Raw genomic sequence first — 8,103 nt, 5'->3', positions numbered from 1 at the left:
CCTTCGCGCACCAGGCGGTGCTGGCGATGCGCAATGCGCGGCTGTTCAGCGAGGTCGACCACAAGGGCCGTGAGCTCGCCGCCGCGCACGAGACCGTGCAGCAGCAGGCGACAAAGCTCCAGGAGCAGACCGAGCAGCTCCGCAACTGGAATCGCTCGCTGGAAGAGCGCGTCGAGAAGCAGCTGGGAGAGATCGGCCGCATCAAGCGGCTCGAACGTTTCCTCGCCCCGCAGGTCGCCCAGCTGATCGCCTCCTCCGACGGCCACGATGCGCTGCTCGACAGCCACCGCCGCGAGGTGACCGTGGTGTTCTGCGACCTGCGCGGCTTCACCTCCTTCACCGAGGCGACCGAGCCGGAAGAGGCGATGAACGTGCTGCGCGAATACCACGCGGCGCTCGGCGAATTGATCCATCGCTACGAGGGCACGCTCGACCGCTTTGCCGGCGACGGCGTGATGATCCTGTTCAACGCGCCGATTCAATTCGCCGACCACACCAAGCGCGCGGTGAAGATGGCGGTCGAGATGCGCGATACGATCGGCAAGCTGACCGAGAAATGGAAGAACCGCGGCCACTCGCTCGGCTTCGGCCTCGGCGTCGCCATGGGCTACGCCACGCTCGGCCAGATCGGCTTCGAGCAGCGGCTCGAATATGCCGCGATCGGCRGCGTCACCAACCTCGCCTCGCGCCTCTGCGACGAGGCCAAGGCCGGCCAGGTCGTGGTGGCCCGGCGCGTCTACGGCATCGTCGAACCCTTCGTCGAGGCCCGCGCGCTCGACGATCTCGTGCTCAAGGGCTTCAATCACCCCGTGCTGGCGATGGAGATTTTGTCGTGGCGCGAGGAGGTGGAGAACGTGGTGGACGCCTCGGCGGCAAGACGGCGGGGGTGAGTTCTTTCTCAATCCGCAAGGAAGGCAAACTTAAACTCTCCCCGGGTCGTCCCGGCGAAGGCCGGGACCCATACCGCGGAATCTATCGATTGCGGGTGGTCTTGGTCCCGAACGACTAATCTTCGCCAAACTGTTCCCTGGGGTTATGGGTCCCGGCCTTCGCCGGGACGACAGTGGAGATTGAGGCGCCGGCGTTGCGAATAATCAACGCACACAATTCCCCACCCCTCCCACGAACCCCATCTCGCCTCCCCGCGACTAACCATCGCCTCGACGTCGAGGCGGAGTTTGGATGGGAGACGATCGTGGCGTTTGCCTTGCCTTCGCGTGCATATGATTTGCAGATGCTGGACCGTCCGGTCGATCGCGAGCGCGATCACGGCTGGGTCTATGGCCTGCCGCCGGGCATCACCAGCGAGCAATGGCCGTTCRATCCCGTGACCGGCTATCCGCTGATGCACGGCTTTACGCTAAAACTGCCGGAGGATTATCGCGTGCACGGCGAGGACATCGTCGCGGTATCGTTCTTTGCGACCGCGCCCGATCACAATGACGGCGGCGCGCCTGATGACCCTGAAATCCGCGAGGCGGTGCTGGCGCTACCAGCGCATCCGCGCCTGTCCCGCATGACCGACATCCTCGACTACGAATATGCCGCGCTGCTGTTGACAGCGCGCGAATATGACGGCGCGTTCGCAACGCCGCCGGCGCCGCTGGCGCTCGCAACCGCGGAACGGCCGCGCTGGCTCGACGTCGGCGGCGCCAATGCCTTCTTCGAGGCCGCCGCGCCTTACGCGAAAAAGATGTTCGCCGCTTCGCCGCGCGCCGATCTCAGCGAGACCCGCGCGATTGCACTGACGGCGCGCGCGACCGATCCCAATGCGGGCAAGGGCCCGCAGGACGAGCACACCCGCCAAAACCCACCGACCGGCTATCAGCCCTATTACTACTATGTCGGCGACGTCCCGGGCCGCGACAATTTCCGCCTGCACGACTGGGGCAAGGACCACGCCCACAATCATCTCGGCGGCACCATGCGGCCCTGCCAGGCGGTGCCGGAGATGAGCCCGTTCTACATCGAGTTCGAGGAATATTTCGGCGGCTACAATTTTGGCGGCGGCAACGCGCAGCTCGATTTCAAGGAGATGCAGTTCGACTGGGCGTGCGGCTAGTCTTCGCGGCGAACCACCCGAACATCACGCTCCCCGCTTCGGCCCGATCGCCTCGAAGCTCGCCTTCTGCTCGTCGCTCAAATCCGCCCCGAAATCGTCGAGCGCATCGCCGACGCCCTTCACCGCTTGCAGCATCGTCTCGAGCCGCGCCTTCGCCGCGGCCAATCGCGCGCTCGGGGTCGCCGCGGGCTCTGTCGGGCAGGCGCTCAGAGTTTGCATGGTGCGCAGCGTGGTGTCCTGGAGCACCTCGAGCCGGGCGCGGGCGATCTCGTCGAGGCGAAGCGTCGAAGCGATGTCGTCGGCGGGCCATTGCTGCCGCACCAGCTGCTCGTACTGGCGCTGCACCTGCTCGTCGTAGCGCGGGTCGCTATCCGCCTGGCAGGCGCTTGCTGCCTGCGCGTCCTTGTGCTGGGCCGATGCCAGCGCGGCGCGGCGGTCCTTCGCCAGCGCGTCGAGCTTTGCTTTCTGATTGTCCGCGAGGAGATCGACGAATTTTGCCAGCGGCGGCGCGATCGCACCCGTTGCCTTGATCATCGCTTCCAGGCGGGCCTGCATCAGGCCGAGGCGTTCCGCCGCGGCGGCGGGGGCCTGCGCCGGGCAGGCGGCGCGGATGGTGTCGCGCGCATTGGTCCAGGCGGCCGCGAGTTCGTCGAGCGCTGTACGCTGCAATTCGTTCGGCTGCACCGCAGCGATGATGCGGTCGACCGGCAAGCCGCCGGTGTCGCTGGCCTCGCAGACAGCCTCGACCGGTGGGACCCTGCGCGCACGCCTGCCCTGCGGCGCGGTGTAGGCGGCAAGCTCGGTGGCCGCATAGGGCGCGAAGATCGCGGCGTAGATATCGCCATAACCATAGAGCGAGAGGCTGGTCGCATCGCCGAAGATGATTGCGGTGGTGAGGTCGTCATGCGCGAACGGCCAGAACACGGGACCGGCCCAGCCGTAGCTGCCGTCGGGGTGACGCCACCAGCCCTGCGGGCGGCGGCCGCCATGCCAGCCCGACAGCGCAGCCTGCGCCGTCAGCGCCGCACGCAAGACATAGGGATTGGCAAGCTGGGCACGCTCGGTCCCGCGCGGATCCTGCGACCTCAGCGCGGCGGAGCGGGTGCGGCCGCCGCGCACCGCCATGCGGGCGTGGCGCAGGCGCGACAGGCCGATCACATGGCCGACGGCAAAGCGCGCAACGCCGAGCGGGCCACCGCGCAGTCCGAACTGCGCCTGGGCCGTATTCGGCAGCAGCGCTGCCAGAACCATGAAGGCCGCGCCGGCCAGCGCCAGTCCCATGCGCGATCTCGACATGACCACCACCGACCTGACCACCGAGTTGCCCACCGAGCTGACCACTTCTTGGCCCTCCTCCAGCGCCAAGCGCGCGTCACGGCGCATGACGATGACTCGGAGCGGAACCAAAGGTTCCCGGACCCGAGGAGTCAAACGGTCGCAGACGAGGGGCTTCGGTCCTCACTCGGCCTTTTGCGGCAGCACGAGCGTCTGGCCGGGATAGATCAAATTCGGATTGTGGATCTTGTCGCGGTTGGCCTTGAAGATCACAGCGTAGCGGGCGCCATCGCCGTAGGCGAGCCGACTCAGGGCCCACAGGCTGTCGCCGCGGGAAATCACCCGGTTGCCGCCGGTCTCCGCGGGTGCGCCGTTGAGGATGTCCGCAGGCGACGCCGCTGCGGCCGGCGCCCTCGCCATGACCCTGGGCTTGGGCGCACCCATCATCCTGGCCCGGGCCGCGGACTTGTCCGATGCCGCGGCCAGGTGCGGCGCGGCTGACGGCAAGGAGGCCACCACATCCGATGTGTCGGCCTGCTTCGCCTCTTGCCTCGCGGCCGGTGTGGGGCGCGCGGGCGGCGGCGGCGCCTCGGCAATGGTCACCGGCATGCTGCGGCCGGATTGCGTGACGGTGCCATCCGGCGCCTTTGCCCGCAGCGTCAGCTCATATGACCCGGCGGGAAGCTGCGGCGGGGTCATCACGAACTGGCCCGACGCATCGGCCACCACACTGTCGAGCGGCTTGCCGTCGCGTAGCAATTCGACCTTCGCGCCGGGCGTGGCCCGGCCGGCGATCACCGCGGCCTCGCCGTGATCGTCGATGCGCCCGACGTCGAAACGGGGGCCGGTGTCGGTCGCGGCCGGCGGCGGCTTGAGCGGCGCGAGGTCGGCGAGCGCGGCCGTGACCTGCTTCTGCGACTCGGCCAGGGCGCCCGGCTTGGGCGCCGGGGATGCGGATGGCGAGGCCGGCGCAGCGGCGGCCGCCTTCGGTTCTTCCGGCTTCGTTTCCGGCTTGGGCTCGACCTTGGCCTCCGGCCTGGCGGCGATCGCGGTCTCGGTCTTCGCACCGCCCGGCAGCAGGCGGCGCAGCTCGGTGGGACCGATCACCATCACGGTGCCGGTCACCGCGAGCACGCAGAACGCAACGAGGGCCTTGGACGCGGTTATCATCGGAAAACGAACCCTTGATCGCAAATCAGCCGATGGCGGCAACCTGCGCCGATTTGGCTACGGCAGCAAGACGGCCGTTGGGATGATCCCTCTTTCGTTCCAGCACGCCACGGATGAACCGGCACGGCCCCGTCGGCGTCAAATGACCGTGGCCGCGCTGCGGCATATTTCTCAAGGAATTTTTCCCGTGAACGCATTTCGCCGTCCCGCACAATGGCTGGCGCTCGCCCTCATACTGGCCGCCTCCCCCGCGCTCGCCGCCTCCGGCCCGCCGCCGGATTACGTCCTCACCGACAATGCCGATCTCGCCTTCACCTCGCCCGACGGCGCCACCAAGATCGAGCAGTACATGAAGGACAGCAAGGATTTCGACGTCAAATGGCAGGCCTGGGCGAGGAACGGCGAGCGGATGACGGAGCTGAAGCCCGAGCAGGGCTATGGCGCCGGCTTCCGCTTCACCAACGATTCGCAATGGCTGGTGCGGATGCAGAAGACCGGCTCGGGCTCGCAGGATCTCTTTCTCTACCATGTCGAGAACGGCGCCTTCGTCAGCGCGACGACGAAATCGCTCAGTGACCTCGCCTGGGCCTATTTCCACAGCCGGCCCGACACCAAGAACATGAAGCTCGACTACCACATCTCGGCCAATCTGATGAAGGGCACCGAAGATGCTTATCGCTGGCTCGGCGTCGACTGGCCCAACAACCGCTACCTCTTGATCTCGCTGTCGGGCGAAATGGACAAGCATCCGAAGAACGTCGCCGTGAAGGGATTGGCGGACTGGAAATGTCGTTATGACCTCAAGACCGGCAAGTTCGACGTGCCGGCGATGTTCGCCAAGGGCAATGCGGAAGCGCTGAACTGGGAGATCAAGCGGTGAGTGCCGCTACGTCGGGTGGGTGAGCTTTCGCGGGGGAAAACAACCCTCTGATTCCGCTCCAATTCATACTTTCCTAACCCTCGCTGGTAACGGGGTCTTGTCGGTTTTGCTGCATCTTGCATCCCACGGGAGGGCTGGATGGGCACATCGATCCGATGGAGCGCGCGGATGCGCGCGTTGCTCCGCCGTTGGCGCGGGGCGCCGCTGACATGGCTGATCGTCGGCGGCTTCGTGCTGATGGCCGCGACCGCCATCGGCACCGCGCTGACCGTCGACAGGTTCCGGCAGAACGCCATCGAAAGCGGCCGCGACAACCTCGAGAGCGCCGTCCGCCTGCTGGCCCGCCATTTCGACCGCGAGTTCGAGGATTTTACGGTGCTCCAGAAGAGCATCATCGCCGAGCTCGAAAGCCATGGCATCGATTCCGCGGACGTGTTCCGCAGCGAGATGGGCACGCTGGCCATGCATGAAGTGCTGCGTGCAAAGGCCAGCGGCTGGTCCGACGTGGCCGGCGCCAATGTGTTTGATTCCAACGGTGTGCTGATCAACTCGTCACGGCGCTGGCCGGTCGCCGACATCTCGGTGTCCGACCGCCGCTATTTCAACCGGCTCAAGAGTGATCCGGCGGCGCAGGAAGAGGTCGAGGTCGTCGACGGCCGGATCGGCGGCGGCCCGGCGATCGTGTTCGCCCGGCGCGTGTCGGGCCCTCGCGGCGAGTTCTTCGGCATCGTCTCGCGCGCGATCGCGCCGGACCAGCTCGAATCGTTCTTCGCCTCGACCGGGCTCGGCGAGGAGTCCTCGATCGCGATGCACCACCAGAACGGCCAGCTGCTCGCGCGCATCCCGCATGCCGACGCCATGATCGGGCAGAATTTTCGCAACGGCACGCCCGAGCAGATCGCGGTGTTCGAGCGCACCTTCGTCACCACCAAGCTCGCAAGCCCGATCGACGGCAAGGACCGCATCGTCGCCTCGCGCCTCCTCACCGGCGAGCCGCTGGTGGTGGTCGCGACCAAGTCACTGGACGCAACGCTCGCGACCTGGCGCACGCAAACCAAATTCTTCGTCACCGTGGCCGTGCTGTCGATCGGCCTGCTCGTGCTCACGCTGTTCCTGACCTTCCGCCAGGTCACGCGCCGCCTCTCGGTGGAGAAGCAGCGGCTCGACACCGCGATGAACACGATGACGCAGGGCCTGCTGATGTTCGACCAGGACGAGCGGCTCATCGTCTGCAACCGGCGCTACGTCGAGATGTATGGCCTGTCGGCCGACGTGGTGAAGCCCGGCGCCTATTTCCGCGACGTGATCCAGCACCGCCACGACACCGGCTCGTTCGACGGCGACGTCGACACCTATTGCGACGGCATCCTGAGCCAGGTCGGACGGACACAGAGCGCCGTCGTGGAGACCGCCGACGGCCGCCTGATCGAGATCAAGAACCAGCCCGCGGTCGCCGGCGGCTGGCTCGCGACCCATGACGACGTCACCGAGCGCATCCGCGCCGATGAGCGCATTGCGCATATGGCGCATTATGACGCGCTGACCGACCTTCCCAACCGCGTGCTGCTGCGCGGCCATCTGGAGCGCCGCGTCGCGGAGCTCGCCGAGGGCAAGCCGTTCGCGATCCTCTATATCGACGTCGACGAGTTCAAGGGTGTCAACGATTCGCTCGGCCACGAGGTCGGCGACGAATTGCTGCGCCAGGTCGCCAACCGCCTGCGCGCCTGCGTCAGCGGCAACGACCTCGTCGCGCGGCTCGGCGGCGACGAATTCGCCGTCGTCAAGGCCGGCATCAGCGACCAGGCCGAGCTGACCGCGCTGGCGGAGCGGATCCTCAAGGCACTGCGCACGCCGGTCGACTGCAACGGCCAGGAGATTCCGACCGACGCCAGCATCGGCATCGCAATCGCGCCCGATCACGGCGACAATCTCGACGATTTGCTCAAGCGCGCCGATCTCGCGATGTACGCGGCGAAGTCCGAGGGCCGCCGCACCTTCCGCATCTTCGTGCCCGAATACGATGCCAAGGCGGGACAGCGCCGCCAGCTCGAGCTCGATCTGCGGCAGGCGCTCGCCCGCGGCGAGTTCGAGGTGCACTACCAGCCGCTGGTCGACCTCGCGGCCAATGTCGTGACCGGCTGCGAGGCGCTGCTGCGGTGGCACCACCCGGAGCGCGGCATGGTCTCGCCCGCGGAGTTCATTCCGGTCGCCGAAGACACCGGCCTGATCGGCGAGATCGGCGAATGGGTGCTGAAACAGGCCTGCACCGAGGCCGCCTCCTGGCCCGGCCAGATCCACATCGCGGTCAACGTCTCGCCGGTGCAGTTCCGCGCCAAGACATTGGCGCTGAAGGTCGCCGCGGCGCTGGCGGAATCAGGCCTCGCACCGGGACGGCTCGAGCTCGAGGTCACCGAGACGGTCCTGATCCGCGACGACGCGGAGGCGCTGACGATCCTCCAGCAGCTGCGCGAGCTCGGCGTGCGCATCGCGCTCGACGATTTCGGCACCGGCTATTCGTCGCTGAGCTATCTGCACCGCTTCCCCTTCGACAAGATCAAGATCGATCGCAGCTTCATCAGCGACATCGGCGAGCCCGAGGATTCCTCGCCGATCGTCCAGGCCGTGGTGCACATGGCGGCCGCGCGCCACATGGCGACGACAGCCGAAGGCGTCGAGACCGAAGCGCAGCGCGAGGTGCTGCGGCAGCTCGGCTGCA

Annotated in this window: 6 protein-coding genes; 4 read left to right on the top strand and 2 right to left on the bottom strand. The window is 67.1% G+C overall.

Going from position 1 to position 8,103, the window contains the following annotated elements:
- On the top strand, positions 1-890 hold an 890-nt coding region (locus tag ACXJL8_RS26970; protein ID WP_456685894.1), incomplete at its 5' end, for an adenylate/guanylate cyclase domain-containing protein.
- A 344-nt stretch (positions 891-1,234) separates the two neighbouring features.
- A complete protein-coding gene (locus ACXJL8_RS26965) occupies positions 1,235-2,062 on the top strand; it encodes a hypothetical protein (protein ID WP_456685893.1) in 828 nt (275 codons plus the stop codon).
- 24 nt (positions 2,063-2,086) lie between these two features.
- Here ACXJL8_RS26965 and ACXJL8_RS26960 read toward each other — a convergent pair whose 3' ends face one another.
- Together ACXJL8_RS26960 and ACXJL8_RS26955 are read right to left on the bottom strand one after the other, a co-directional pair.
- Positions 2,087-3,358 carry a Spy/CpxP family protein refolding chaperone gene (locus ACXJL8_RS26960; RefSeq protein WP_456622337.1) on the bottom strand — a complete coding sequence of 424 codons (1,272 nt, stop codon included), beginning with the start codon at positions 3,356-3,358 and terminating at the stop codon, positions 2,087-2,089.
- Positions 3,359-3,520: 162 nt separating this feature from the next.
- The gene (locus ACXJL8_RS26955) at positions 3,521-4,507 is read right to left on the bottom strand and encodes a LysM peptidoglycan-binding domain-containing protein (protein WP_456622336.1); all 987 of its coding nucleotides are present in this window, start codon (positions 4,505-4,507) and stop codon (positions 3,521-3,523) included.
- A 187-nt stretch (positions 4,508-4,694) separates the two neighbouring features.
- Here ACXJL8_RS26955 and ACXJL8_RS26950 point away from each other — a divergent pair, with 187 nt between their 5' ends.
- On the top strand, positions 4,695-5,387 hold the full coding sequence (locus tag ACXJL8_RS26950; RefSeq protein WP_456622335.1) for a hypothetical protein: 693 nt from the start codon (positions 4,695-4,697) through the stop codon (positions 5,385-5,387).
- Positions 5,388-5,525: 138 nt separating this feature from the next.
- Positions 5,526-8,103 (top strand): bifunctional diguanylate cyclase/phosphodiesterase (locus tag ACXJL8_RS26945; RefSeq protein WP_456685892.1); only part of this gene is annotated, 2,578 nt, incomplete at its 3' end.

The organism is Bradyrhizobium sp. P5_C11_2 (assembly GCF_054049755.1).
This window is presented reverse-complemented; position numbering and strand designations above follow the sequence as displayed.